General features: G+C 62.4%; 2 protein-coding genes. One reads left to right on the top strand and one right to left on the bottom strand.

Annotated elements, in window-relative coordinates; translation table 11 throughout:
* The first annotated feature begins 424 nt into the window (after positions 1 to 424).
* On the top strand, positions 425 to 1,783 hold the full coding sequence (locus tag VMT30_00035; protein ID HVQ43344.1) for an IS1182 family transposase: 1,359 nt from the start codon (positions 425 to 427) through the stop codon (positions 1,781 to 1,783).
* 161 nt (positions 1,784 to 1,944) lie between these two features.
* On the opposite strand, the gene VMT30_00040 is transcribed toward VMT30_00035, so the two are convergent.
* Positions 1,945 to 2,328 (bottom strand): SRPBCC family protein (locus VMT30_00040; protein HVQ43345.1); only part of this gene is annotated, 384 nt, incomplete at its 5' end.

A 2,328-nucleotide genomic window follows, 5' to 3' on the forward strand; every position in this document is an offset into this window, starting at 1 on the left:
ATTTGAGATGTCTTAGGGTGAAACGGCGGCGAATACCTCCGGCACCTCCGGACCTCCGGCGACGCCAAGATGACGACTGCCCTGCTCGACAGCCGGGCGGCCCCCCGGGTTGATCGGGCCAAGAATAATTTTCCGCCCGTACCTGCGGAAAGGAACGGACTAAGCGGACCAAGGATCGTGCCTAAAGGTGAAGGGAGTATGAGATCAACTCCCAAGGTCGCGTTGACGGGGGTCGCAATTAGACCCCGCTTCGTCCGCTTGGTCCGCTTAGTCCGTCCGTTTCCGCAGCGTGCTGTTTGGAAAGTTTTGTCTGGCATCGACTGGCTCGGGATGGCGGGGTTGCCTAGCAGCCTGTCGGACTTAGCGGGGTTGGGTAGAATCTTTGCATTGATTCGGCCTTTCTTCCTCACTGGGTGGCACGCTTTTGCGCAATTTCCGTACGATTGACCGCGAGACTGGATTCCTTCTGCCGCCGTCGGTGGATGACTGGCTTCCGGAGCGACATCTGGCGCGGTTCGTCGTTGAGGTAATTGACGGGCTTAACCTGTCGGCGATGAGCCGGAGCTATCGGGGCACGGGATCGGCGTCCTATCACCCAGCACTGCTGTTGGGCATTCTGGTTTACGGCTACGCCACAGGCGTGTTTTCCAGCCGGAAGCTGGAGCGTGCGACGTACGATTCGGTGGCGTTCCGCTTCATCGCGGCAAACGACCATCCCGATCACGACACGATCGCGACGTTTCGGCGGCGCTTTCTCAAGGAGATCGAAGGGCTGTTCGTGCAGGTGCTGGCACTGGCGCGCGAGATAGGGATGCTCAAGCTGGGCACGGTGGCGCTCGACGGCACGAAGATTCACGCCAATGCCAGCCGGCACAGTGCGCTTTCGTATGAGCACGCGGGCAAGATCGAGGCGCAATTGAAGGCCGAAGTGGCCGAGTTGCTGGCGCGGGCCGAAGCCGCGGATCACGCCGATGTTCCCGATGGCATGTCGATCCCAGACGAATTGGCGCGCCGCGAGAAGCGTTTAGCGAAGCTTGCGCAGGCCCGCGCCAAGATCGAAGCACGCGCCAAGGAGCGGTTTGAACGAGAGGCCGCCGAGCACAAAGCCAAGCTGGCGGCGCGGGAGGCGAAGGCCAAGGCCACGGGCAACAAGCCCACAGGCAAGCCGCCCCAGCCTCCGGTGGAAGGTGCGCGGCCAACGGATCAGATCAATCTGACTGACGAAGCGTCGCGCATCATGCCGGTAGCGGGCGGAGGGTTCGAGCAGTGCTACAACGCCCAGGCGGTGGTGGCGGCGGACAGCCTTCTGGTGATCGCCGCGCAGGTGGTCCAGGCGCCCAACGACAAGCAGCAGATCGAGCCGATGCTGGAGCGGATTGGTACCTTGCCCGAGGGCCTGGGCAAGCCGGAGACGTTGCTGGCGGACACCGGTTACTTCAGCGAAGCCAACGTGGCCCTCTGCGCTGCGGCGCAGATCGATCCGATGATTGCGCAGGGCCGCCAGTCGCATTATCCGCCCTTGTCGGAGCGCTTTGCCAAAGTACCGTCGGCGCCAGAGAACCCGACGCCGCTCGAAGCCATGAGCCACCGTCTACAGACGCCCGAAGGCAAGAAGCTCTATGCCTTGCGCAAGCAGATCCCGGAGCCGGTGTTCGGGATCATCAAATCGGTGATGGGCTTCCGTCAGTTCCTGCTGCGTGGGCTGGACAATGTCCAAGGTGAGTGGAGCCTCGTCACCATGGCGTGGAACATGAAGCGAATGTACGCCTTGGCGGCCGCCTGAAGCGGCCGCCCGCCGCGCGAGGCAGCCCTCGTGGCGATCGAATGCTCTCGGAAGTAGCCGGCGGCCCTCAGGGCCAGCCGACACGAGTCCACCAGTCACAACGGTGCGTGACGCCATCGTCCGCATACACACGAAAATCGAAACCTGAGTCCGACAGGCTGCTAGGTTCGCGCCTTCAGGACGTAGCTCTGCAGGTTCTCGCAAGCGCTCTTGAACATTGATCCGAAATACATGCGCGAGAGCGGACCGCCGATGGCGACCGCGAAGCGCGGCTCCATCGCCACGCGATAGGTGAATCGCGTCTTGGCCGGGGCAAGCTCCTCCAGCAGGTAATCCTCCGCAAGCGCATGGGCCAGCGGCATGGAAGCCCCGGTCAAGTAGAACGAGCAACGGCGATCCTGCTCCCATCGGAAGAAGTGCTCGTAAACGGTGGCCGTCGACAGCGATACCGTCCGGGTACTTCCTACGCCGTGAGGCCGGTCGCTGGTCCATACCACTTTGTGGATTGCACGAAACCATTTAGGCCAGGATCGTTCGTCGTCAAA

Source organism: Candidatus Saccharimonadia bacterium, from assembly GCA_035544015.1.
GTDB lineage: Bacteria > Patescibacteriota > Saccharimonadia > UBA4664 > UBA4664 > UBA5169.